Origin of the sequence: Bacillus sp. GBSW19 (assembly GCF_002998655.1) — a bacterium.
Lineage (GTDB): Bacteria > Bacillota > Bacilli > Bacillales > Bacillaceae > Bacillus.
On record NZ_PVRF01000001.1, the window covers coordinates 240,102 to 264,278 of the forward strand.

Sequence of the window (24,177 nt, forward strand, 5' to 3'; positions counted from 1 at the left end):
GAACCGTGGTACCACCCTTGTTATTTCACAAAGAAATCACTCAAGACGTTGATATCGGAGACTGCTCCGTCTAAGCCTACTTACTTCTAAAAGTGTTCGGTTAGCTGCTCCAAAGCCCATTCCATACATGCCATTATCTGCTCCCACCAGCCGCAGACTCTCTGTAAATGGTGAATATATGTACTCTTCTTTTTCATCGCAACAGTATGTCTATCTATTATAAAGGATGACCATAAAAAAGTCACGAAGCCCTCATGTGACCTTCTCATCATGCCGTTTGACACTTAAAATTTTAGATAAAAAACCAACTATCTGTCAGAATTTTTTAAAAAAGGATGATTAATTATATGTATAAAACATTATTCCTGCTGAATTTGTTAAATTATTTTAATCAATTTACGCTTTAATTTGTTGAAGTGATTGAGACTTTAGTTTATAAAAATCCCTCTTTATCCCCATTTACGTTTTTTTAAAATATATGAAATTGATATTGCAATAAATTATTCTATTCATTATAATTAATTTGTTCACACGTTTGTGCTAGGCTCTTTACATAGTGAAAATTCAGAAAAAACAAAAGAAATAGAAAGTAAGCTATTTAGGGACTTTTTTACGCTATTTCTTAAATCTGAATCTCATCTTCTATCGAGACCTTTGAACTAAAACATATTATAAGGGGGAATACAGTTGAAAAAGCGTTGGTCTGTTGTTACTTTAATGCTTATTTTCACACTTGTATTAAGCGCTTGTGGTTTCAGCGGAAACAAATCAGGCGACAGCACGAGCAGTTCTGGAGAGGCTAAAACAACATTAAATGTGAATATCTCCACTGAGCCTTTTTCTCTACATCCGGGATTGGCAAATGATTCAACTTCAGGAAGTGTCATCCGTCAGACTTTTGAGGGATTAACAAGAATTAACGCTGAAGGTAAGCCAGAAAATGCAATGGCTTCTGATATCAAAACAAGTGCTGATGGTAAAACATACACATTCACACTTCGTGATGCAAAATGGTCTAATGGTGACCCTGTCACAGCTAAAGATTTCGAATATGCTTGGAAATGGGCATTAGATCCTAAAAATGAATCTCAATATGCTTACCAGCTTTACTATATTAAAGGTGCTGAAGCAGCGAACAAAGGGAAAGCGAAAGTTGCTGATGTTGGCATTAAAGCTAAAGACGACAAAACGCTTGTAGTTGAGCTAGAGAACCCAACACCGTTCTTTACTGAACTAACTGCATTCTATACGTATATGCCAGTCAACAAAAAAGTGGCTGAAAAGAATAAAAACTGGTTCACAAATGCTGGTGAAAACTACGTATCTAACGGACCATTCGTTCTTTCTAAATGGAAACATGGCGGTTCTATCACGCTTGAAAAGAACAATGAATACTGGGATAAAGATACTGTGAAATTGAAAAAGATCAACATGTCTATGATCAAAGATACAAACACTGAGCTTAGCATGTTCAAAAAAGGCGAGCTTGACTGGGCTGGTTCACCAACTGGAAGCCTTCCAACTGAGTCTTTAAAAACATTGAAAAAAGAAGGCGGTCTTAAAATCCAAACGATCGCAGGTATCTATAACTACAAATTCAACACAGAAGTAAAACCTTTAAACAATGCAAACATCCGTAAGGCCCTTGCATACTCAATCAACCGTCAAGCGATCGTTGACAAAATTACGCAAGGTGAGCAAGTGCCAGCTATGGCAATCGTTCCTCCAACAATGGAAGGATTCACTGATAACAAAACTGGCTACTTCAAAGATCACGATGTAGCAACTGCGAAAGAATTTCTTGAAAAAGGTGTGAAAGAATTAGGTTATAAGTCAGTTTCTGATCTTCCAGCATTGAAACTTTCTTACAACACAGATGAAGGCCACCAAAAGATTGCACAAGCAATTCAAGAAATGTGGAAGAAAGACTTAGGCGTGAAAGTTGAACTTGATAACTCTGAGTGGAACGTATACATCGACAAGATCCACAGCGGAGATTACCAAATCGGACGTATGGGCTGGTTAGGTGACTTCAACGATCCAGTGAACTTCCTTGAGCTTTACAAAGATAAAGACGGTGGAAACAACGACACTGGATGGGAAAGCAAAGAGTACAAACAATTGTTGAATGATTCTGCGAAAGAAACAGATAAAACGAAACGTGAAGAAATGCTGAAAAAAGCAGAAGAAATCATCATCAACGATATGCCTATAGCACCAATTTACTTCTACACTCAGCTTTGGGTACAAGATCCAAAACTAAAAGGTGTGGTTGTATCTGGACTAGGTGATGTTCAATACAAATGGGCACATTTCGAAAAGTAAGAATTATAGTGTAAGAGATCTACGGCAAGGATCTTAAGGTATATGGAGGATGTCTCTCCATATACCTTTCTTGCTGATTAGAGAAAATGTTGTAAAATCATGGAGGTGCAATTCCGTTGCTTAAATATATCGGTAAGCGATTAATATATATTTTAATCACACTGTTTGTTATTGTAACTGCAACTTTCTTTCTCATGCAGGCAGCACCGGGTGGTCCATTCTCTGGTGAGAAGAAACTTCCTGCTGAAATTGAAGCAAACCTAAACGAGCACTACGGGTTGGACAAGCCCTTATTTGTTCAATATGTAAACTACTTAGGTTCAGTTGCAAAATTAGATTTTGGTCCCTCATTTAAATATAAAGGACAAACTGTAAATGACTTAATCAGTTCTGGATTCCCCGTTTCCTTTACCCTCGGAATTGAGGCAATTCTCCTCGCATTAGCATTTGGTGTATTGTTTGGGGTCCTTGCAGCGCTCTATCATAACAAGTGGCAGGACTATACGATTGCCATTTTAACGATCTTTGGAATTTCAGTTCCAAGTTTCATTTTAGCTGCGCTGCTACAATATGTATTTGCATCTGAGGCAAGCGTTTTAGCGATTTTCCCAGTTGCAGGATGGGAGTCTTGGGCCAGCACCGTACTACCTTCTATTGCACTTTCCTTCATGCCTATGGCATTTATCGCTAGACTTGCACGGTCAAGTATGCTTGAAGTTCTAAACAGTGATTACATTAGAACGGCTAGAGCGAAAGGATTAACGAAATCAGCTGTGACGATTAAACACGCAATTCGAAACGCATTGTTACCTGTCATTACATATATGGGACCAATGGCTGCTTCAGTGTTAACAGGTAGTTTTGTCGTGGAGAAGATTTTCGGTATTCCTGGATTAGGCTCTCACTTTGTCACAAGTATTACAAACCGTGATTACACCGTCATCATGGGTGTCACAGTCTTCTACAGTATTATTCTATTAATCAGTATTCTAGTCGTTGACGTCCTCTACGGTATTATCGATCCTAGAATTAAACTGACGAAGGCGAAGAAAGGGGTCTAACACATGGAAGAGATGAGAAAAGATTTATTTGTTCCTGCGACAGCTGACGCAGCAGAATCTGAAAAAATTTCTAAACCTAGTCTATCTTTATGGAAGGATGCTATGCTTCGCTTCCGTGCAAATAAACTTGCAATGGTTGGTCTTTCAATCATTTTTATTATTGTGATGCTGGCCATCTTTGTTCCGATTTTTTCTAAATATGATTACTCGACGACCGATTTACTGAATGCAGACCAGCCACCTTCAAAAGAGCACTGGTTCGGTACAGATGATTTAGGACGTGACATGTTTGTCCGTACATGGGTCGGGGCAAGAATTTCGATCTTCATCGGTCTTGCTGCAGCGGTCCTTGACGTGATCATCGGTATTATCTGGGGAAGTATTGCTGCGTTCAAAGGCGGCCGTACAGATGAAGTCATGATGCGTATCGCAGACGTTTTATGGGCAATTCCAACACTATTAATGGTTATCTTAATGATGGTTGTTCTGCCAAAAGGATTATTAACAATTATCCTCGCCATGACAGTCGTAGGCTGGATAAACATGGCACGTATCGTTCGGGGACAGGTTCTACAATTAAAGAGTCAAGAGTACGTTCTTGCTGCACAAACATTAGGTGCGAAAACATCTAGACTTTTATTTAAACACTTAATTCCAAACTCAATGGGACCAATTCTTGTCACAATGACACTCACCATTCCTTCAGCTATTTTCACGGAGGCATTCTTAAGCTATCTAGGACTTGGTGTACCGGCTCCATTAGCGAGCTGGGGAACAATGGCGTCTGACGGAATTCCGGCCATGACGTACTATCCTTGGAGATTATGGTTCCCAGCCGCATTTATCTGTATAACAATGTTTGGTTTTAACGTGGTTGGAGACGGACTAAGAGACGCTTTAGATCCGAAGTTGCGTAAATAAGGAGTGATTAGGATGGAACGTGAACGTATTCTAGAGGTGAAAGACCTTGCAATCTCATTTAAAACATATGGTGGAGAGGTTCAAGCCATTCGTGGTGTGAACTTTCACTTAAATAAAGGCGAGACACTTGCTATTGTAGGTGAATCTGGCTCTGGTAAAAGTGTGACATCACAGGCCATCATGAGATTAATACCGATGCCGCCGGGTTATTTCAAGCGCGGACAGATCCTGTTTGATGGGCAAGATATCGTCAAGAAAACAGAAAAACAAATGCAAACCATTCGAGGAAAAGACATCTCAATGATCTTCCAGGATCCGATGACTTCTTTGAATCCAACGATGAAAGTCGGGAAGCAAATTACAGAAGTACTGTTCAAGCACGAACAAATTTCAAAAGAAGCGGCTGAAAAAAGAGCCATTGAATTACTGGAGCTTGTTGGAATTGCAATGCCTGAAAAAAGAATCAAGCAATACCCGCACGAATTTAGTGGCGGGATGAGACAAAGGGTTGTCATCGCGATGGCGCTCGCAGCAGATCCAAAGCTATTGATTGCCGATGAGCCGACGACAGCACTAGATGTAACGATTCAGGCGCAAATTTTAGAATTAATGAAAGAAATTCAGCAAAAGGTTGAAACATCTATTATCTTTATTACGCATGATCTAGGTGTTGTCGCCAACGTCGCTGATCGTGTAGCCGTTATGTATGCAGGACAGATTGTGGAGACAGGGACTGTTGATGAAATTTTCTACAATCCAAAACATCCATATACGTGGGGACTTTTAGCATCAATGCCGAGCCTTGACACAGATGGCGGAGATGAAGGGAAGCTGACTGCAATCCCAGGAACACCGCCAGATCTGACAAACCCGCCGAAAGGAGATGCATTTGCACTCCGAAGCGATTATGCAATGAAAATTGACTTTGAACAAGAACCGCCAATGTTCAAAGTATCAGATACGCATTATGTGAAATCATGGCTACTTCATCCAAATGCACCTAAAGTTGAACCGCCTGCTTCTGTAAAGGCGAGAATGCGTGAACTAGAAGGTAGCTACGAAAAACCTGTATTAGTAAAAGAGGGTGAATAGCATGGCAGAAAAACTGTTAGAAATCAAAAATTTGAAGCAACATTTCCATACAGCAAGAGGGACTGTGAAAGCAGTTGACGGAGTTTCATTTGATATTTATAAAGGTGAAACACTTGGCCTTGTAGGGGAGTCTGGTTGTGGTAAATCCACTACGGGCCGCTCCATCATTAGACTTTATGATGCGACAGATGGTGAGGTTCTTTATAAAGGGGAAAGTGTACACGGGAAGAAATCAAGACAAAAAATGCTTGAGTTCAACCGTCAAATGCAGATGATCTTCCAAGATCCATATGCCTCACTCAACCCTAGAATGACAGTCCTTGATATCATTGCAGAAGGCATCGACATTCATGGCCTAGCAAAAACAAAGCAAGCACGTAAAGAGCGTGTGTACCAATTACTTGAAACTGTTGGCTTGAACAAAGAGCATGCAAACAGATACCCGCATGAATTCTCAGGTGGTCAAAGGCAGCGTATCGGAATTGCCCGTGCATTAGCAGTTGAACCAGATTTCATCATCGCCGATGAACCAATCTCTGCATTAGATGTGTCGATCCAAGCACAGGTCGTCAACTTAATGAAAGAACTTCAAGAAGAAAAAGGATTAACGTACTTATTCATTGCCCATGACCTGTCTATGGTAAAATACATCAGCGATCGTATTGGCGTGATGTATTTCGGAAAATTGGTTGAGCTGGCACCAGCGAATGAATTATACGAAAATCCGCTTCATCCATATACAAAATCATTACTATCTGCGATTCCGCTCCCAGATCCAGATTATGAGCGTAACCGCAAACGAATAAAGTATGATCCATCTGTTCACAAAGGAACGAACACCGAGTTCCGTGAAGTGAAGCCAGGTCACTTTGTGAGCTGCACAGAGGAAGAATTCAAAGAGCTTCAAGCTAAACAATCATAAGAAGAAAGAAGCGCTGCTGTCAGTGCTTCTTTTTTTATTTTACAAAAAAATAAGATGATGGTAATTTCTAGATAACAACAAGCAGGTTCTAGGAGGAAATCAGATGTCCATATGGAAGACGTTTCGCTACTCATTATTTCACTTTCTAATTGTATTCATGCTTTTTTCAACGTCTTTTTTGAGGAAACCAAATGGGGGACAGTGGATGCTCGTGTTTATGGTGCTCATTGGCATTGTGTCTTTTTCGGTGGAATATATGCTTAACCGAAAGACAAGCAATCAGAAGCAAGAAGCACGGCGCATGAAGTATCTTTATTTCATTATGTTTCAAATAGCGATGACACTTATCCTCTTTGTTTGTTTTCAACTACTCATAGACCGTTCGATATAAAACTTTTTTCTGTTGTTTGAAAAAAAGTGAAACTAGTGAAGACTTTGCTGCGTCTTACTAGTACAGGCGTTTAAATAATAGGAAATCGGGAATATCTAAGGAAGTGGTTCTTAACGATATCATAAGGAGCGGATCCATGAATTGGTATGAAAAGCTCAGTGAATACTTCCCGATAGAAGAAATGAAGTCAAAAGAGCATATGGAAGCTTTATTAAAGGAAAGAAGTGATGTTTATCATAAGGAGGAAGGACCTCATCATGTGATGATGTACGCCGAATTTGATTCTTTCATCTTTATTGATTATTTATTTGTTTCCAGAGATGCAAGAGGTGAAGGCCTCGGATCAAAGCTCATTCATAAGCTGAAGGAAAAAAAGAAACCGATCTTGCTTGAGGTCGAGCCTGTAGATGAAGATGATGCAGATACTGCAAAACGCCTAAAGTTTTACCAAAGAGAGCACTTCAAGCACGCAGAATCAATCGGTTATAAACGCAGGTCACTTGCAACAAATGAAGTGAACCGCATGGAAATCCTTTATTGGTCGCCTCTTACAGATAATGAGGAAGAAATGATGGAGGCTATGAGGAAGACCTATGAACGAATCCATACGTATAAAGATGAAGAATGGTATGGGCAGTCGTATGAGGATGTTGATGATGTATTGAAGGTCATTGAAAATAGAAAACAAAAAAATATTTTCGATCATCTCGACTAAATGAGAATGTTCAGACATCAAACGGCACCACAAAATGAATGAAATTGTCTAGTTTTTGTCACAAAAATTGCAAGAAAATCTGTTCACACTTACTTTTTTATAGTATAATCACTATAAAGATTACTTATTTAGAACAATTTTAATTTAAGAATACAGATCAATATTCATTCTACAAATTGAGGAGTGAAGATTTATGGTAACATTATACACATCACCAAGCTGTACATCATGTAGAAAAGCAAGAGCGTGGTTAGAAGAGCACAATATCCCGTATCAAGAGAGAAACATCTTTTCTGAGCCTCTTTCAATCGATGAAATCAAAGAAATTCTTCGAATGACTGAAGACGGTACAGATGAAATTATCTCAACACGTTCAAAAGTATTCCAAAAGCTAAATGTGAATGTTGAGACAATGCCTCTTCAACAATTGTATAAACTGATCAATGAGCATCCAGGTCTTTTAAGACGTCCAATCATCTTGGATGAAAAAAGACTACAAGTTGGCTACAATGAAGATGAAATTAGACGTTTCCTTCCAAGAACGGTTCGTACATTCCAACTAAGAGAAGCTCAGCGACTTGCTAACTAATTGAAAAACGAAAAGCTGCCGATCATTTGGCAGCTTTTTTTATTTGTTTTCAGCTGTTTGTTCGTAAAATAAGCTGGCTAAAATGACCATTACAACCGTTAAAAACGGGAGCATGAATTCAAGAGTCGCATGCTGAGCCATAAATTCATTCAATTTCACATCACGAACAATCATTTCACCGCCAGTAAAAGCCAAAAGAGCACTTCCTCCGTATAAAAGAAACGGGAATTTGGTTAAAGCGGCATGAATTAGCTTACTTCCCCAAATAATAATCGGTACTGAAATCATAAGGCCGAAAGCGGTCAGCAGCATGTTGCCTTTTGCCGCACCTGCAACTGCAATCACATTATCAAGTGACATAAAGAGATCTGCAATCACAATGGTCTGAACCGCACGCCAAAGGGAGCCGCTGCTTTTAATGCGAATCGATTCTTTCTTTTGTTCAATTAACAAATTGTATCCTATATAAAGGAGAAAAAGCCCGCCGATAAATTGCAAATAAGGGATGGTCAATAAATAAACTGCGGCACCTGTCATCGTAATTCTCATCAGCACTGCCAAAAGTGTACCGATCCATATGGCTTTATTGCGTTTGTCATTTGATAAGCTGCGGCTAGCCATCGCAATGATCAACGCGTTATCTCCGCCTAAAATCAGATCTATGCCAATAATCATCAGTAAGGATATGATCCACTCTGTTTCCATCCATTTCACCTCATGTCTAATAGAGCTCGTACAACCAATATATGAGGACAATTCAAATATATGTTTCTGTAAGTTTTCTCTGCAAAAAATGCGTTTTTATTTCTTTTATTCATGTTTTATCATAAAATAGACAGTACGAAGCAATACCTCAATTCTTTAAAAGGTTAACATGTAGACGGAACGGGTAAAGTGTAGTAAAGTACTATTAATTGGGAGCTTGTATGTCCCTTCAACATCTTATATAGAAGGGAAGGTTGGCAAAATGGAAATCGAAAGAATTAATGAACATACAGTGAAATTTTATATTTCCTACGGTGATATTGAAGACCGCGGATTTGACCGTGAAGAAATTTGGTATAATCGTGAACGCAGTGAAGAGCTGTTTTGGGAAGTAATGGACGAAGTGCACGAAGAAGAAGAATTTGCAGTTGAGGGACCTCTTTGGATTCAAGTGCAGGCACTTGACAAAGGTCTTGAAATTGTCGTGACGAAAGCCCAACTTTCTAAAGATGGACAAAAGCTCGAATTGCCGATTCCAGAAGATAAAAAAGATCAAACAGATGAAGAAAGTCTAGACGCACTGCTTGATGATTTTCAAAAAGAAGAGCAGGATCAAGAAGACCATAATGAGAAGGACAAAAAACTTCAACTTCAATTTGTGTTGAAAATGGATGACTTTGAAGATTTGATTGCACTTTCTCAATTAAATATGCAGGATTTTACCACAAGTTTATATTCGTTTGAAAACCGTTATTATCTATATGTTGACTTCCACGAGGATTTGTCAGATGAGCAAGTGGAGAATAAGCTCAGCATTTTGCTTGAATATGCTCATGAATCAGTGGTCAGCATTTACAGACTGAAAGAATACGGTCAGCTGATTATCGAAGGAAATGCCCTTGAAACGATTCAACAGCACTTCTCGTAACCAACAAAAGTCGATTTCTATAGAGGAATCGGCTTTTTTATCTGAATGAATAGGTAAATAAAGAGATCGGCAAGGAGAAAATGAAATGAGAAATTTAGTCAAAGTTCTATTTTTTCTTATCATTACGATAGGTGCTTATTTAGTCATTCAATTAATTGCTGGTGATTTAGCGGTAAGTGTATTAAGTTCTGTCAGTGTTCTCTTCACTTTATCGATTATCTTCATCGGGTTTGTCATATTCTTGGAGAACCGGAATCCATCTCAAACAATAACGTGGCTTGTCCTGCTTGGCAGCTTTCCGTTATTCGGCTTTTTGTTCTATATTTTCTTTGGACGCAATATCAAAAAACGCAGGCTGTTTGAAAAGAAAGCCATTCTAGATGAACAGTTAATCCAGGAAGATGAGCATATTCATAGAGAAGCGATTGAGAAAATGACGCATATGGGTGATCATCAGCAGCTCTTATTTAAGCTGGCCCACAGACTCGGACATACCCCTATTACGTATCGCACGTCCTCTAAAGTCCTGACGAATGGAGAAGAAACATTCTCTCATATTTTTGAAGAAATCAAAAAGGCGACACATCACATTCATTTAGAATATTATATTCTCCGCCACGATGACCTTGGACAAGAATTAAAAGATATTCTCATTGATAAAGCGAAAAATGGCGTGATTGTCCGCTTTTTATATGACGATGTAGGAAGCTTAAAGCTCTCTCGTCAATATATTGCTGATCTCGAAAAGGCCGGCGTTCAGATCGTTCCATTTTTACCTGTGAGACTACCCCTGTTAAATAATAAAATCAATTTTCGAAATCACCGAAAAATTGTCGTGATTGATGGAGAAGTTGGATTTGTCGGCGGGCTGAACATTGGAGACGAATATTTGGGCAGAAGCAGACAATATGGATTTTGGCGTGACACGCATTTGATGATTAAGGGGGAAGCTGTTCGTGACCTGCAGCAGATTTTCATGCAGGATTGGTACTATATGACGAATGAGAGATGCGCAGGTGTGGACTACTTCAAAGATTTCAGCCACCTTGAGAGCACAACAGAAGGCGTACAAATGATTGCTGGCGGTCCTGATAAACAGTGGGAGGTCATTAAAAATCTCTTTTTCTCCATGATTATCTCTGCCAAAAAGTCTATTTGGATCGCTTCACCGTATTTTGTGCCGGATGATGATATTTTGTCTGCATTAAAAATTGCTGCATTAAGCGGAGTAGACGTACGGATTATTGCTCCGAAGAATCCAGATAAACGGATCGTCTTCCATGCGTCCCGTTCATACTTCCCAGAGCTTTTAGAAGCAGGAGCAAAGGTGTATGAGTATGATCAAGGCTTTATGCATAGTAAATTTATCATTGTGGACAGTGAGCTGGCTTCGATAGGAACGGCCAACATGGATATGAGAAGCTTTCATTTGAATTTTGAAGTGAATGCCTTCCTATATAAAACGAAAAGCACAGAGAAGCTCGTGAACGACTTCTTAGGTGATTTAGAGCAGTCGCATGAAATTGTCCCAGAAGAATTTGCAAAGAGACCGTTAAGGGTCAGACTGTTTGAATCCACAGCAAGATTATTATCACCATTACTATAAAGATTGTATTTTCCCCCTTTTTATCAGGGGGTTTTTTCATTTTCCTCAGGAAAACATCAGTAAAATCATGTTTTGATATGATAAAAGTTCAATTTGCCTATTCGCTTCTTAATAGACGAACAAGCTATAATACGGTCATCAAAGAGTAAGGGGCGAGCAGAATGAATACAGCGATCATGGATAATGGAAAGCTTATTCGAATTACACATCATTTATCTAAAAACCGGCTGGAGCATGTAAGGAAGACGTGCAAATTTTATTGTCCTGATTGCAGGGAAGAGGTGCAATTAAAGCTTGGTGAACAACGTGTGTATCATTTTGCACATAAACAGCTGACAGCATGTCCACTAGCCTCAAGCGAAACGGCTTATCATCAGGCGGGGAAAGAAGTCATCATGAATTGGCTTCAGCGGCTGGGACATAAACCGGTGCTTGAAAAGTATGTGTCAAAGGTTCATCAGCGTCCTGACGTGGCCGTCTCTATTGGAGGAACAAGTTATGCAATCGAATATCAATGCTCAAATATTTCACGGCAAGAGCTGCGCAAAAGAACAGCAGGGCTCCGTGAAGCGGGGCTCATCCCTATATGGGTAATAGGGGCAAATCGTTTAAAGCGAATATCTGCCCAGCTCTTTTCCTTCTCCTCCATTCATTGGGGAATGTTAAGGGAATCACAGAAAGGGAGTCTGATTTTTTACTGTCCGCTCCAGAATAGATTCATCCATCTTGCTCAACTTCTCGTATTTCAACCAACGAAAATATGTGCCGCCATGACTGTCAGACCGCCAACAGCATACCGCGAACTTTCGGCGCTCCTATCTCCGCCTTCAAGCAAGCGTCCAGTCTACAAGCAATGGCTTAGATGTATACAGCAATTTAGGCAGCGGCCTCCCCGCATTTTATCAAATGAAAGCAAGCGGTTGAGAGACATTTTCTATGAGCATCATCAAATGGCTTTCCCTTTTCTGCCAACTGAATTATTTATCCCGCTGAAAGAAACGTATATTTTTACAAGTCCTGTTTATGTCTGGCAGGGGTGTCTGTATGATTGGATGATGAGGAAAAAAGGAAGCAGTCCAGTAACGGTTCAACTGCTGATGAAAGAAATCAAGCGGTGTGTCCAGATGAAAGAAGTAAAGCTCCGATACGGTGATGTTTCAATAGAAGAAATACAAGAGGTCATCACTGCATATGTTAAGGCGCTTGTCAGACAAGGGTTTTTACACATGACGAAAAAGGGTAATTATGAAGTAGCGTCGAATCAAATGCCGATACGAACAGTAGATGAAGCGTTCAAACGAGATGCTTCCTTATTTCGTTAGCATGTTTCATGCCCACTTTGATCATGATAAGAAAAAGGTGGTGCTGCGATTGAATAGAAAGAAACGCTTTTTTCTCATTTTTTTAGTCTGTTTGGTATTTTTTTCTGCATATGATTTGACAAATATAGTTCAAAACAAAGAAGATAAATACAACACCAATTTCTTTCACTTTCCGAAAGGTTGGTTCAACACAACTTATGCAAGGGGGATTCATATGACTTCACAAAGCAAAAATAACCATTTACCAGACAGAAGCGAAGTAAAAGAAGAAAACAAATGGCGTCTTGAAGATATTTTCGAAAGCGTTGATGCATGGAACAAGGAATTCGAAGCTGTCAAAAAAGAAATTCCTAAGCTAGCCCAATTTAAAGGCAAGCTGGCCCATTCTGCTGATGTACTGTATGAAGCCCTAACCTTTCAGGATCAGCTTTCTGAAAAGCTTGGTAAGCTTTATACATATGCGCACATGAAATACGATGAGGATACAACTAACTCATCATTTCAAGCGCTGAATGATAAAGCATCGAATTTATTTACACAGCTCTCTAGTACTTCTGCTTATATTGTTCCAGAGATTTTATCGATTCAAGAAGATAAATTGCAGCAGTTTATTCTGGAAAAAGAAGAATTAAAACTGTATTCCCATGCTCTCGAAGAAATTAATAAAGAGCGTCCACATATTTTAAGTGAGGAGCAAGAAGCTTTATTAGCTGAGGCCTCTGAACCACTCTCAACTTCATCTACTACTTTTAGTATGTTTAACAATGCTGATATTTCGTTCCCTTCTGTAAAGGATGAAAATGGGGAAGAAAAGAAGATTACCCACGGCAACTTTATCACATTTTTAAACAGTGATGACCGTGAAGTGAGAAAGAATGCCTTTAAAGCTGTGTATAAAACGTATGATCAGTATAAAAACACGCTTGCTTCGACACTGAGCGGTTCGATTAAAAAGGATAATTTTTATGCAAAAGTACGAAATTATAACTCAGCAAGAGAAGCGGCACTATCTCGGAACAGTATTCCAGAAGAAGTATATGACAATCTGATTGATACAGTTCATCAATATTTACCGTTATTACACCGTTATATTGAATTGCGTAAAAAGGTATTAAAGCTTGATGAAGTGCACAATTATGACTTGTATACACCACTTGTAAAAGATGCTGGTATGAAGCTAACCTACGATGAAGCAAAAGATTATATGCTAAAAGGGTTAGCGCCATTAGGAGAAGAATATGTGTCCGTGTTAAAAGAGGGACTGAGCAATCGCTGGGTAGACGTTTATGAGAATAAAGGGAAACGCAGCGGTGCGTATTCATCTGGAAGCTATGGTACAAATCCATATATCCTCATGAACTGGCAAAATAATATTGATAATTTATTTACACTGGCTCATGAATTTGGGCACTCTGTCCACAGCTACTATACAAGAAAGCATCAGCCATATCCGTATGGAAACTATAGTATCTTTGTAGCTGAAGTGGCTTCTACGACAAACGAAGCGTTACTTGGCGAATACCTGCTGAATCATCTAGATGATAAAAAGCAGCGTTTGTATGTGTTAAATCACTTGTTAGAAGGATTCAGAGGAACGGTATTCAGACAGACGATGTTTGCTGAGTTTGAGCATCTTATTCATGTGAAAGCGCAAGAAGGAGAGGCTTTAACGCCGGAATTTATGACGAACCTTTATTACGACCTGAATAAGAAGTATTTTGGAGACGGCATGGTTGTGGATAAAGAAATCGGATTAGAATGGACGAGAATTCCTCACTTCTATTACAACTATTATGTATATCAATATGCAACAGGCTATAGTGCTGCACAGGCATTAAGCAAGCAAATATTAGAAGAAGGAAAACCTGCGGTGGAGCGCTATACAGACTTCCTTAAAGCAGGAAGCTCTGATTATCCAATTAATGTGTTGAAAAAAGCAGGTGTTGATATGGCTTCCAAAGAACCAATCAAAGCAGCATGTCAATTGTTCGAAGAAAAGCTGAAAGAAATGGAAGAGCTCATCTCTAAAACGGGTGAGTGATGAAAAGACTTCTGTCAGACGTGTGAGTGCAAACTCATCTTTTGACAGGAGTTTTTTTCTCATAAAAAAAGACCTCTTCGCATGTAGAGGCCGTTCCTTATCATCAACCTTTAAATCCCTTAAAGGTCTTCCGGTGGTTCATTCGATAAAGTGTAAAAAGAATAGAAGCAAATAAGAGTGGGGATGTTAGATAAAGAGGAAGCATTTTCATTAAGCCTAATATATTTAAAAAGAAACATAAGCCAATGGAAACAAGTCCAATGGTTGTGCTGCGCATGCAGATCCCTCCATTTTTTCGTTACTTTCACTATATGAAAGTGACAACCCTCTTATGTTTTGTGACAAAAATATGAACATATAGTATATCTGTTGTCATAAGTCGACAAAATTTGATATACTACAGATGTGAAATTAATCACATACAAACATTACCCCTTTGTTTGACCGTGAAAAATTTCTCCCATCCCCTTTGTTGTCGTTAAGACATAGTGAAACCGCGCTTATCCCGGCGCGGTTTCTTCGTGCTTAAAAATAGAACGGGTGTTCCTTTTTAGGGTAAAGAAAAAACATGGGTCAGCACCCATGTTCATTCTCACAGCGGTAGAGATCAAGATCTGAATGATGATCATCTACTTTATAGCGCCAAAACATTTCTTGATGTACTTGTACACGTTCTACCTTTTTAGCGAAAGCCAGCTTTTTCATTTCTCGTTCAACTTCTTCAAGTGTCAGGTCATAAACGACAGCAATCTCTTTTGCAGATGCAAATTGAAAGTAAGCAATAAACCATTCAATTGGAGGCCGTTCTGAAGGTGTTGGTTTTTCACCAATCATTTCAAAAAGGATTTCCTCGTATACATCATAAGAGTACGCACCTGAAATTTTTAATCCTTCATCCCCGTTTACTGTATTAAAAAAGGCAAAGGTCGGAAGCTCAGATACGTCCATTTCAGCTGCAATTTTCATATCACATTGTAGTGCTTTAACAGCACTTTGAGAATGAATATCGCGCTGGAATTCCTCGATGTCCAGTCCAGCACTTTTTGCATTTTCTAGCAGCACATGTTCACTTGTCACATCTTGCTGATGGCAAAAAAGTGATTCTTGAATGAGACGCAGAAACTTCATTCCGCATTTTCTGCCTTGAAGCTCAGCCGCTTTTAATGCAAGCGAGGCGAGGTAGGGTGAAGTCACAATTTGTTCGGACAGCATTTGTTCTTTTTTGGTCTGAGTTTTGGTAGCAAATTTCCCCCATGCTTCGGTCAGTAAATGCTTTTTTCGTTTTCGATTCAATGCATTAATACTAGAACTTGTCACCGTTCGTAAAGTGAAAAAACGGCCGTACTTCATTTTCAATTTTTTAATGGATGGCTCTAATAACCAGCAGTCTGGACTTAGAGGGTCAATGAATACATAGATTTCAATCGGCTTTTGAGGATGTCCGTGACAGTGTGAGAAATATTGATCGTGCGTATTGCAGCTCAAGATCGTCCATCCTTTTCAGGTGTTTGATTGACCATATGACGAGCCGTTAGAGAAAGCCGCTCAAATAAAAAGTCACGAATATCGCCGGTTAATCCTACTTGATCCATCGCATCCTCCATGCATTCAAGCCATGCGTCAGCCCGCTCCTCAGTAATCGGAAAAGGGAGATGTCTCGCCCGCAGCATAGGGTGGCCATGCTCCTCTGTATAAAGCGGGGGTCCGCCTAAATATTGAGTTAAAAACTGTTTTTGTTTTCTTGCTGTTTCTTTTAAGTCATCCGGGAAAATAGGATGAAGCAAAGGATGACACTTTACATTTTCATAAAAAGTATCAACAAGTTGCGATAGAAGTTCCTCTCCAACCGCTTCGTAAGGTGCGTTAAACGATTGTACCATGTTGACTACTCCTTTTACTCGTAGTTAATAGGATGAAGCGCCCTATTGTGAATTCATTTATTTCAAAAGTGATATTCAGTTTGTTCTATTTTATTGTTTCTATTCTTGTATACTTATTTTAACAACCTCAACTCAATTCCACAAACAAACCGCTTTGGTCTATTGGAAATAAGGGGAGAGGCGGGTTCCGTGATCAATTGACCATATCATAACACATTCAGTCAAAAAAGGGTGAAAAGCGACATACAAAAAACCGAAGAGGTTATTCTCTTCGGTTTAAGCGAAATATTGTGCTGTGATTTTCTTTACATAATTTTGTGTTTCTTTAAATGGTGGAATGCCACCGTATTTATCAACATTTCCTGAGCCTGCATTATAAGCAGCTAAGGCGAGTGAGACATTTCCATTATATTTCTGAAGCATTTGTTTTATATACTTCGTACCGCCTTCGATGTTTTGGGCCGCATCAAAGGCATTATTCACACCAAGTGACTTAGCAGTAGATGGCATAAGCTGCATGAGGCCAAGTGCTCCTGCATGACTGACCGCATTCGTACGATAGCCGGATTCTTGCTTGATGACCGCATGAATCAGCTTCTCTGGAACGCCATGCTTTTGAGCCATTTGTGACACGATTTGATTAATTTCTTTTGATGATGAGCCGTTTGAAACAGCCTTTTGAAGCGGCGGCGTGTAGCTGTTGTTTAAGACATTCCCAATGCCGTTCGCTGTATTCAATTGAGCGTCATTCGCATATGAAGATGGAGATTGAAGCTGCTCACTGCCAGCGATAGCAGACAAGTATGGGTTTGTACGCGCGTATTGCGTGTTCGGAGCCGTTGATGGGTCCGTTCCCATAAACGCAGAAATAGAAAGCGGCAGGCGTGATAATTCTGATCCGCCGCCTAAAAAATCTTGCAGCAGCGACTGAAATGAAGCTTGTGCATTCGATTCTTGGCCGGCCGGTATTTGTGTTTGTCCAGGGTCTGATTGTAACGTTTTAAGCGCTTGAAGCTGCATAAAGGATTGAAGTTGATTGACGTTCATCATGTTCCTCCTTCAAGGAATTCATCTATTCTGTGTTTTCATTTTCTCTTCATAAAAACGTACGACTTTGTTTTTCGTGTTTCGTACAGGGATTTGGAATTTTTGGAGCAATGCGGAGAATGCGGCTTGTCCGATTTCCAGGTCGCTCACTTCAAATTCAAGTTCATAGTCCTCTACTGTTAAATATCGGCTGTGATCCAAAACAATTAAGCCTTCTTTGATCTTTTTTTCAGCTCTTGATGTTTCAAGTGAACCAAAATACACAATTTGATCCTTTTGAATGTTCAGATGGTCTAACCTGTCAGCTACTTCACCTTCTGGCAGCTGAAAATCGTCAAGGCTTGAAGGAGGAGCGATCGTTTGGTGGGTTTCGAGCAAGCCTATTTCGTGTGGTTCCTTTAACGTGAGAACCCACTGACCGTCTTTTTCTCTCATTCTTAGTGCAGCGAATTGAGATTTTATATCAAATTGAGGTGTATCAAAGTAATAGTTGGTTTGTGTGTGAAAATCCGAATCCTTCAATTGAAAATGTTGTTTCAGCTGTTCAAATTCTTCTTTCATTAACAATTGCTTTAGCTCTATTTCAATTTCCTGTGCCATTTTGACATCAACCTTTCATTTAGAGGAAATATGATTATTGTACATGAAGTGTGTTCATCATGTAAAAGGCTGTTTTTATCTCTTATTTCTCTTTCCACATGTGCCAAAATAAATGGAGAATCATGTGAAAGGATCATTTATAAGAAGAAAATAGGATTTTCTCAAAAAGTTCGGTTTATCAATATTGAACTTGATATGATAAAATAAAGCTGTACTTTGTTGTAAAGGAGATCATGATGCAAAACCGAATTGAAATCACAGAAGCAACTTTAAAAGAAGACAGGCTAATTTTGACGACCACGTCAGAAGAGCAAATCCAAAAAGCAAAAGCATCAGGACAAATGCTTGTTGATTCTGATCACTTTGCGTTCGTTTACATACTTGAAAACGAGGAGTCCTTTTCGTATCTTATCTTAGGGGAACATACATGGGCTCCAATAAAAGAAGCAATGAATCTTGACATCCCTGTCTATTTGGCAGCGGGAGAACATTCGTTAGAACTCATTCAGCTTCATCAAGAATTACATTATTTAATCGACAATATTAAAGACAATGCCAATTACGGAGATATGGAAGAGAAAGTGAAGAGCACATTCCTCTGAAATAATTAGGTATATGGAATTGGGGGAAGTTTCATGGACAAAAAACAATGGGATCAATTCCTCGCACCGTATAAACAAGCAGTCGAAGAATTAAAAGTGAAACTAAAGGGCATTCGAAAGCTGTATGAATTTGAGGATGACCATTCACCAGTAGAATTTGTCACAGGCCGAGTGAAACCTGTTGCCAGCATATTAGAAAAGGCAAAGCGTAAAAACATCCCGATGCATGAAATCGAAACGATGCAGGATATTGCTGGGCTTCGCATTATGTGCCAGTTTGTAGAAGACATACAAGTCGTGAAAAAAATGCTCCAGTCACGAAAAGACTTTGTGGTTGTTGATAAACGCGACTATATTGCAGAACATAAAGAAAGCGGATACCGTTCATACCACCTTGTTGTGTTATATCCGCTGCAAACGATCAACGGAGAGAAGCAGCTCCTCGTCGAAATCCAAATTCGTACACTTGCGATGAACTTTTGGGCGACCATTGAGCATTCTCTGAATTATAAATATAGCGGGAATATCCCGGAGAAAGTCAAGCTGCGCCTTCAAAGAGCTTCTGAGGCAGCATCTCTGCTTGATGATGAGATGTCTGAAATTAGAGGGGAAATTCAAGAAGCACAAGTGGCATTTTCCCGGAAAAAGAAAAACGATAGCTGAGCCTGAGCTTGATCAAATATGATGCTGCCCTCTCATAGCAGCAAGGTGGAAAAGGAGAAGAATTCATGAAATTTGCAGTTTCTTCGAAAGGGAATTCTGTATCTGACACACTCAAAAATAAAATTCAGACCTACTTATTGGATTTCGGGATGGAACTCAACGAAGAGGAACCGGATCTTGTCATTACGGTTGGTGGAGACGGCACCCTTCTTTATGCGTTTCACCGTTATAGCGACCGTCTGAATGAAACAGCTTTTGTCGGTGTTCATACAGGTCATCTTGGTTTTTATGCTGACTGGGTGCCAAGTGAAATTGAAAAACTCGTCTTAGCTATTGCGAAAACGCCTTATCACATTGTGGAATATCCGATCTTAGAAGTCATTGTCAGATACAACGACGGCGGCAGAGAAGAGAAATATTTAGCGATGAATGAATGTACCATTAAAAGTATGGAAGGGACGCTTGTGGCAGATGTTGAAATTAGGGGTCAGCTGTTTGAAACATTCAGAGGTGACGGTCTTTGTCTGTCTACACCGTCTGGCAGTACAGCCTATAATAAAGCACTTGGAGGCGCCATTATTCATCCTTCCATTAGAGCCATTCAGCTGGCAGAAATGGCTTCAATCAACAACAGAGTGTTTCGAACGGTCGGTTCACCGCTTATTTTGCCAGACCACCATACTTGTGTCATTAAACCGATGAATGATGTTGATTTTCAAGTAACCATTGATCATTTGACGCTGCTTCATAAGGACGTCAAATCCATTCAATGCCGGGTAGCCGACGAGAATGTCCGTTTTGCCCGATTTAGACCATTTCCGTTTTGGAAAAGGGTGCAAGATTCCTTTATCGGAAAAGGAGAATAAGAAAGAGGTCGTTCTCGCTGGAATACTTTACGCTAAATAAAACCGTGACAGCCAAAGAAGAAGGGCTGCTTTTAAAGAATTATTTAATAGATCTTGGCATTTCAAAAAGAATGCTGGCGGATATTAAATTTGATGGCGGTGATCTCCTCATTAATGGAGAGCATGTGACTGTGAGATACAAGCTGCATAACGGAGACAGGCTCACCATTTTATTCCCAGAGGAAAAAGTGAGTGAAGGGCTGAAGCCTGCTCCGATTCCGCTTGATATTTTATTTGAGGATGAGCATGTCCTTGTGCTGAATAAAAAGCCATATATCCCGTCCATTCCTTCTCGGGAACACCCAGAGCACAGTATTGCGAATGGATTGCTGCACCATTATGCAGAGCAGTCTGTTCGGCTGACGGTTCATTTGGTGAACCGCCTTGATCGTGATACATCGGGCGTCATGCTCGTGGCCAAGCATCGCTTTGCCCACAGCCTTTTATCAAAAGCGCAAAAAAGTGGAGCGGTCAAACGAACATACAGAGCGTTTACACATGGCATGATCTCGGAAAAGTATGGAACCATTCGTGCAAAAATTGCCCGAAAAGGAGATAGTATCATCGAGCGAATGGTCGATGATACTGGACAGGAAGCAGTGACGCATTTTACAGTGCGAGCGGTGGACGCTGAGTTGAACATGTCAGATGTGGCTCTATCACTTGAAACTGGGAGAACACATCAAATTCGTGTTCATATGAAGTATCTTGGTCACCCGCTCATCGGAGATACGCTATATGGCGGAACGAGTGAGCGGATGGACCGTCAGGCACTGCATAGTGAGACTCTTGTCTTTCCTCATCCGATGACTGGGGAGGAATTGACATTCTCGGCTCCGCTTCCTGAAGACATGAAATCATTGCTGCTTTAAATAGAGAAACCCGGCTACCTGCAAGCGCAGGACCGGGTTTTTTTATGATGTGAAATGCTGAAACCTTGAATCGTCATAAGGCATAGAGGAAGGAACAGAGACCGTTTCAAGCTCAGGATATGTGAGGGCAGACAGCCGGTGGCCAAATACGCAGCCTGTATCAATATTGACGGTTCTGCCAACGAAGCGGGGTTCTTTCACTGGTGTATGTCCGTATACAATCCACGGTTTTCCGCGATATTCCTTTGCCCAATCCTTCCGCACAGGTCGTCCATCTGGCCATGTTTCTCCTGTGACCGCGCCAAATAATAGATAGGATCGCACCTGTTTGTTCGGTTTTCTTCCAATGTCCTTTTCCTTCATCGCTGCGTGAGCAATAATCAGTTCATCAGGAATGAGTACATCGTAAAGCGGAGCCTTCTCAAATAGCTGCTTAAATTCATGTGACAATTTGGTTTGTTCATGAAGGGGCAGCTTTTTTATTTCGTTCACTGTGGTTTCGATGCCATGAAGTAATTTCACGGGATTTCCTTTCAAATAGCGATAAAGCTTAAAGCAATGGTTGCCAGGTACGTAGCGGATCGCGCCGTGTGCGTAGGCATGAATGACAAATCGCATCACATCTACTGACTGAGGGCCTCGATCTGTTAAATCACCGACAAGGGCTAGCGTTCTCTTATCAGGATGGACGGGTAATCCATGTTTGAGTTCGTATCCTAGTTTGTGTATGAGGGTAAGCAGCTCTTCGTAGCAGCCGTGGATATCTCCAATGATATCAAATTTCATAAGATTTCCTCCTGATCTTTCTCATCCATTCATCGGGGTTAAAGAAGTTTGAATTTTAGAACATATAACGAATGGCTTTCTTTTCATTTAGGCAATTGTTAGAATCAATGCTTTAACGTAAAACTTAAAAGATTAAACATCAATGTTAGGAGGCTTTAGCCAATGGAGCATACATCTGTTTCATCACTCGTTGTCGTTATTATTGTCGCCTTTTTCACCCCACTTTTATTGCACCGATTTAAGCTGACCATTCCGGTCGTTGTTGCTGAAATCATCATGGGGCTCATCATTGGAAAAAGCGGTCTTCAACTGGTAGTTGAACATGATGCATGGTTAGACACGTTATCCATGCTCGGTTTTATTTTTCTGATGTTTTTAAGTGGACTTGAAATAGATTTTTCTTCTTTTGAGTCAAAGAAGAAAGCACGAGAACTGCCAAATGGTCTAAAAGAACCAAATACGTTTAAGGCAGCCACGATTATTTTTGTTGGCGTATTTAGTATTTCTTTTATCCTGTCCTATGCGTTTGTCCTTGCAGGGTTTATCCAAAATGCCTTTTTAATGACGCTCATTATATCGACCATCTCATTAGGGGTAGTGGTTCCCACCTTAAAAGAGGAAAAGTTAATGCAGACGAATATCGGTCAAATCATCTTGCTTGTCGCCGTCATTGCTGATTTGGTGACGATGATTTTACTTGCTGTGTTTTCCTCCATTTATGGCGATGGTACAGGGAATATGTGGCTTCTGCTCTTATTATTTGCTGCGGGCATTCTGCTTTATTTATTTGGCCGCGTATTTAAGACAAAGTCGATTTTTCAGTCCATGTCAAAAGGGACCGTGCAAATTGGGACAAGGGCGATCTTTACTCTCATTATAGTCTTAGTTGCCTTATCTGAATCACTCGGTGCTGAAAATATTCTTGGGGCGTTTTTAGCGGGCGTACTTGTGTCCCTTCTTTCGCCGAATAAAGAGCTTGTCCAGCAGCTGGATTCATTTGGCTACGGATTTTTGATCCCCATCTTCTTTGTGATGGTCGGAGTGGATTTAAATATATGGGCACTGTTCAAGGACCCAACCATTATGATCATGATCCCGCTGCTGTTTATTGCATTACTGGTTAGTAAGCTCATCCCGATTCTTTATTTGAAAAAATGGTATGACATGAAAAAAGTGATCGGTTCTGGCTTTTTATTAACATCGACGTTATCACTCGTCATTGCAGCTGCGACGATAGGGGAGCGGCTCGGAGTCATTGACCATAAAATGTCTGGAGCGCTGATTCTAGTCGCGGTACTCACGAGTATTTTAACGCCTGTTTGGTTTAAAGCGCTGTTTAAAAAAGAACAAGCTGCGAGCCATAAAAAACGTGTGACCTTTATTGGTGCAAATCAGCTGACCTTACCTGTCACACTTGATTTACATCAGGATGAATATGATATTCGGATTTTACATGTCTTTCAAGAAAATAAAGAAGCGCTGCTTGCTGACTCCATCTTTGAAGTCGAATCGATTGAAGAGTACGACGATGAGACGCTGCGAAAGGCAGGCGTTGGCCAGGAGGATGTCCTCGTCGTCGCAACAGGCAGTGAGACGAAAAATAAGGAAATTGCTTTATTTGCAAAGGAAGAAGGAGCGAAACAAGTCATTGCTAGTGTCAACAAAGCTGAGACAGAGCTGACATTGAAGGAAGCAGGCATTGATACGTTTTCTAATTTCCTATCATCTAAAACGGTGCTAAGAGCCTTGATTGAAGCACCGGATGCGATTCGATTATTAACAAATGAGGATACTTCTTTGTATCAAATTCAAATGAACAATCATCGTTATCACAATGTCATGCTGAGGGAATTTCCGTTTACCGGTGATTTGGTCTTTGTCCGTATTTTCAGAGGGGTAGACAGCTTAGTACCACATGGAGATACCACGCTTAGAAGCGGCGACCGTGTGCTTGTGTCAGGCTCTCGTGAGTATGTGGCAGGACTAAGAGCCCAATTAGAGTAAGAATGAACCCTTGACCAATGAACAATTCCTGATTAAGATAGAAGTACAACATCATATATTTGATCCACTAGGGGAGTCCTTTAAAAGGGCTGAGATAAAAGTGTCGACTTTTAGACCCTCATTACCTGAACAGGTTCATACCTGCGTAGGGAAGTGGTGCGGTTTTTGACTATGCTTTTTACAAATTCCAAGCCACTTTC

24 protein-coding genes, 1 pseudogene, 1 riboswitch and 1 other annotated feature (1 of these 27 cut by a window edge) are annotated in these 24,177 nt (G+C 40.2%); of the genes and pseudogenes, 18 read left to right on the forward strand and 7 right to left on the reverse strand.

The features are described from left to right. Positions 1 to 206, reverse strand: a binding site (T-box leader) (it extends 13 nt beyond the left edge of the window). Between the two features lie 481 nt (positions 207 to 687). The 8 genes from C6344_RS01270 (at position 688) to spxA (ending at position 8,016) form a co-directional block, all read left to right on the forward strand. Then, positions 688 to 2,325, forward strand: coding sequence for a peptide ABC transporter substrate-binding protein (locus tag C6344_RS01270; protein WP_034666712.1), 1,638 nt, complete (start codon positions 688 to 690; stop codon positions 2,323 to 2,325). Positions 2,326 to 2,441: 116 nt separating this feature from the next. After that, a complete protein-coding gene (locus C6344_RS01275) occupies positions 2,442 to 3,386 on the forward strand; it encodes an ABC transporter permease (RefSeq protein WP_060596003.1) in 945 nt (314 codons plus the stop codon). 3 nt (positions 3,387 to 3,389) lie between these two features. Next, the gene (locus C6344_RS01280; RefSeq protein ID WP_034663265.1) at positions 3,390 to 4,307 is read left to right on the forward strand and encodes an ABC transporter permease; all 918 of its coding nucleotides are present in this window, start codon (positions 3,390 to 3,392) and stop codon (positions 4,305 to 4,307) included. A gap of 12 nt (positions 4,308 to 4,319) precedes the next feature. Then, positions 4,320 to 5,399, forward strand: coding sequence for an ABC transporter ATP-binding protein (locus C6344_RS01285; RefSeq protein WP_034663262.1), 1,080 nt, complete (start codon positions 4,320 to 4,322; stop codon positions 5,397 to 5,399). A 1-nt stretch (position 5,400) separates the two neighbouring features. Next, positions 5,401 to 6,321 carry an ABC transporter ATP-binding protein gene (locus C6344_RS01290; protein WP_034663259.1) on the forward strand — a complete coding sequence of 307 codons (921 nt, stop codon included), beginning with the start codon at positions 5,401 to 5,403 and terminating at the stop codon, positions 6,319 to 6,321. Positions 6,322 to 6,424: 103 nt separating this feature from the next. Beyond that, the gene (locus C6344_RS01295) at positions 6,425 to 6,712 is read left to right on the forward strand and encodes a hypothetical protein (RefSeq protein ID WP_060596004.1); all 288 of its coding nucleotides are present in this window, start codon (positions 6,425 to 6,427) and stop codon (positions 6,710 to 6,712) included. Positions 6,713 to 6,848: 136 nt separating this feature from the next. Continuing rightward, positions 6,849 to 7,427 (forward strand): GNAT family N-acetyltransferase, encoded by a 579-nt coding sequence (locus C6344_RS01300; RefSeq protein ID WP_060596005.1) that lies wholly within the window; start codon positions 6,849 to 6,851, stop codon positions 7,425 to 7,427. 193 nt (positions 7,428 to 7,620) lie between these two features. Then, the gene (spxA, locus tag C6344_RS01305; protein WP_003211421.1) at positions 7,621 to 8,016 is read left to right on the forward strand and encodes a transcriptional regulator SpxA; all 396 of its coding nucleotides are present in this window, start codon (positions 7,621 to 7,623) and stop codon (positions 8,014 to 8,016) included. A 39-nt stretch (positions 8,017 to 8,055) separates the two neighbouring features. Here spxA and C6344_RS01310 read toward each other — a convergent pair whose 3' ends face one another. Then, the gene (locus C6344_RS01310) at positions 8,056 to 8,721 is read right to left on the reverse strand and encodes a TerC family protein (RefSeq protein ID WP_060596006.1); all 666 of its coding nucleotides are present in this window, start codon (positions 8,719 to 8,721) and stop codon (positions 8,056 to 8,058) included. A 175-nt stretch (positions 8,722 to 8,896) separates the two neighbouring features. Between C6344_RS01310 and C6344_RS19175 the strand changes: the two are divergent. The 5 genes and pseudogenes from C6344_RS19175 to pepF all read left to right on the forward strand — a co-directional run. Then, positions 8,897 to 9,017 (forward strand): annotated as a pseudogene (locus tag C6344_RS19175) (hypothetical protein); the annotation flags it as partial. After that, on the forward strand, positions 8,984 to 9,649 hold the full coding sequence (mecA, locus tag C6344_RS01315) for an adaptor protein MecA (protein WP_012009573.1): 666 nt from the start codon (positions 8,984 to 8,986) through the stop codon (positions 9,647 to 9,649). The pseudogene C6344_RS19175 and the gene mecA, both read left to right, overlap by 34 nt. Positions 9,650 to 9,734: 85 nt before the next feature. Then, positions 9,735 to 11,255 (forward strand): cardiolipin synthase, encoded by a 1,521-nt coding sequence (cls, locus tag C6344_RS01320; protein WP_088003078.1) that lies wholly within the window; start codon positions 9,735 to 9,737, stop codon positions 11,253 to 11,255. A gap of 161 nt (positions 11,256 to 11,416) precedes the next feature. Further along, positions 11,417 to 12,577, forward strand: a complete 1,161-nt coding sequence (locus C6344_RS01325; protein WP_106072664.1) for a competence protein CoiA — start codon at positions 11,417 to 11,419, stop codon at positions 12,575 to 12,577. 214 nt (positions 12,578 to 12,791) lie between these two features. Further along, positions 12,792 to 14,618, forward strand: coding sequence for an oligoendopeptidase F (gene pepF / locus C6344_RS01330; protein ID WP_282959334.1), 1,827 nt, complete (start codon positions 12,792 to 12,794; stop codon positions 14,616 to 14,618). A 103-nt stretch (positions 14,619 to 14,721) separates the two neighbouring features. Here pepF and C6344_RS18930 read toward each other — a convergent pair whose 3' ends face one another. From C6344_RS18930 to C6344_RS01350, 5 genes are all read right to left on the reverse strand, one after another. Then, positions 14,722 to 14,895, reverse strand: a complete 174-nt coding sequence (locus C6344_RS18930) for a hypothetical protein (protein WP_034663238.1) — start codon at positions 14,893 to 14,895, stop codon at positions 14,722 to 14,724. A gap of 296 nt (positions 14,896 to 15,191) precedes the next feature. Further along, on the reverse strand, positions 15,192 to 16,103 hold the full coding sequence (locus tag C6344_RS01335) for a ClpXP adapter SpxH family protein (RefSeq protein ID WP_034663234.1): 912 nt from the start codon (positions 16,101 to 16,103) through the stop codon (positions 15,192 to 15,194). Further along, positions 16,100 to 16,498 (reverse strand): globin domain-containing protein, encoded by a 399-nt coding sequence (locus C6344_RS01340; protein WP_008355333.1) that lies wholly within the window; start codon positions 16,496 to 16,498, stop codon positions 16,100 to 16,102. The genes C6344_RS01335 and C6344_RS01340 overlap by 4 nt, the downstream gene beginning before the upstream one ends. 276 nt (positions 16,499 to 16,774) lie before the next feature. Further along, positions 16,775 to 17,545 (reverse strand): lytic transglycosylase domain-containing protein, encoded by a 771-nt coding sequence (locus C6344_RS01345; RefSeq protein WP_106036695.1) that lies wholly within the window; start codon positions 17,543 to 17,545, stop codon positions 16,775 to 16,777. 21 nt (positions 17,546 to 17,566) lie between these two features. Then, positions 17,567 to 18,145: a CYTH domain-containing protein gene (locus tag C6344_RS01350; RefSeq protein ID WP_106036696.1), complete on the reverse strand. Its 579-nt coding sequence runs from the start codon at positions 18,143 to 18,145 to the stop codon at positions 17,567 to 17,569. A gap of 236 nt (positions 18,146 to 18,381) precedes the next feature. Here C6344_RS01350 and C6344_RS01355 point away from each other — a divergent pair, with 236 nt between their 5' ends. From C6344_RS01355 to C6344_RS01370, 4 genes are all read left to right on the forward strand, one after another. Beyond that, positions 18,382 to 18,747, forward strand: a complete 366-nt coding sequence (locus tag C6344_RS01355; RefSeq protein ID WP_106036697.1) for a UPF0738 family protein — start codon at positions 18,382 to 18,384, stop codon at positions 18,745 to 18,747. A 33-nt stretch (positions 18,748 to 18,780) separates the two neighbouring features. Continuing rightward, a complete protein-coding gene (gene yjbM / locus C6344_RS01360; RefSeq protein WP_003211990.1) occupies positions 18,781 to 19,410 on the forward strand; it encodes a GTP diphosphokinase in 630 nt (209 codons plus the stop codon). A 65-nt stretch (positions 19,411 to 19,475) separates the two neighbouring features. Then, positions 19,476 to 20,276: an NAD kinase gene (locus C6344_RS01365; protein WP_060596013.1), complete on the forward strand. Its 801-nt coding sequence runs from the start codon at positions 19,476 to 19,478 to the stop codon at positions 20,274 to 20,276. 17 nt (positions 20,277 to 20,293) lie between these two features. Continuing rightward, positions 20,294 to 21,187, forward strand: a complete 894-nt coding sequence (locus C6344_RS01370; RefSeq protein ID WP_189313019.1) for an RluA family pseudouridine synthase — start codon at positions 20,294 to 20,296, stop codon at positions 21,185 to 21,187. 42 nt (positions 21,188 to 21,229) lie between these two features. On the opposite strand, the gene prpE is transcribed toward C6344_RS01370, so the two are convergent. Further along, complete coding sequence (prpE, locus tag C6344_RS01375) at positions 21,230 to 21,973, reverse strand: bis(5'-nucleosyl)-tetraphosphatase PrpE (protein WP_106072665.1); 744 nt, start codon at positions 21,971 to 21,973, stop codon at positions 21,230 to 21,232. 162 nt (positions 21,974 to 22,135) lie between these two features. Between prpE and C6344_RS01380 the strand changes: the two genes are divergently transcribed. Then, the gene (locus C6344_RS01380) at positions 22,136 to 23,977 is read left to right on the forward strand and encodes a monovalent cation:proton antiporter family protein (RefSeq protein ID WP_066031033.1); all 1,842 of its coding nucleotides are present in this window, start codon (positions 22,136 to 22,138) and stop codon (positions 23,975 to 23,977) included. 59 nt (positions 23,978 to 24,036) lie between these two features. Further along, positions 24,037 to 24,146, forward strand: a riboswitch (TPP riboswitch). Positions 24,147 to 24,177: the final 31 nt, after the last annotated feature.